Annotated in this window: 2 protein-coding genes; both read right to left on the reverse strand. The window is 38.9% G+C overall.

Annotation, left to right across the window (positions count from 1 at the left end):
• Nucleotides 1-360: pyruvate ferredoxin oxidoreductase (gene porA / locus QMD61_11695; protein MDI6725296.1), on the reverse strand; the 360-nt coding region annotated here is incomplete at its 3' end.
• 11 nt (nt 361-371) lie between these two features.
• Nucleotides 372-435: 4Fe-4S binding protein (locus QMD61_11700; protein MDI6725297.1), on the reverse strand; the 64-nt coding region annotated here is incomplete at its 5' end.

The following is a 435-nucleotide window of genomic DNA, read 5'->3' on the forward strand; positions in this document are numbered from 1 at the left end:
ATGGTCATTCCAGATGCTTAATGGAGCTGACAATGCCCGGTTTGCATTGGCCATTACTATAGGATTTCTCATACCTGCGGCAGCAAATAAAATTTCATGCATCAGAGCTAAACCTTGAGATGATGTTGCTGTAAATACCCTTACACCTGCACTGCAAGCTCCCACACAAGCGCTAATAGCACTATGTTCTGATTCTACACGTATATATTCTGTTTTTAATTTTCCATCAGCCACAAATTTTGCCAAATATTCTGATATTGATGTTTGTGGAGTAATGGGGTAAACAGGAACTACATTTGGTTTAGCTAGGTTAACTGCTTCGGCTATTGATTGATTTGCAGAAATAACTTTAAGTACCATTGAAATCTCCCCTATTCTCGCTCCATTTTAATTGCTTTTACAGGACATTCTTCAGCACATATCCCGCATCCTTTA

Origin of the sequence: Methanobacterium sp. (assembly GCA_030017655.1) — an archaeon.
In the GTDB taxonomy this organism is placed as follows: Archaea; Methanobacteriota; Methanobacteria; order Methanobacteriales; family Methanobacteriaceae; genus Methanobacterium_D.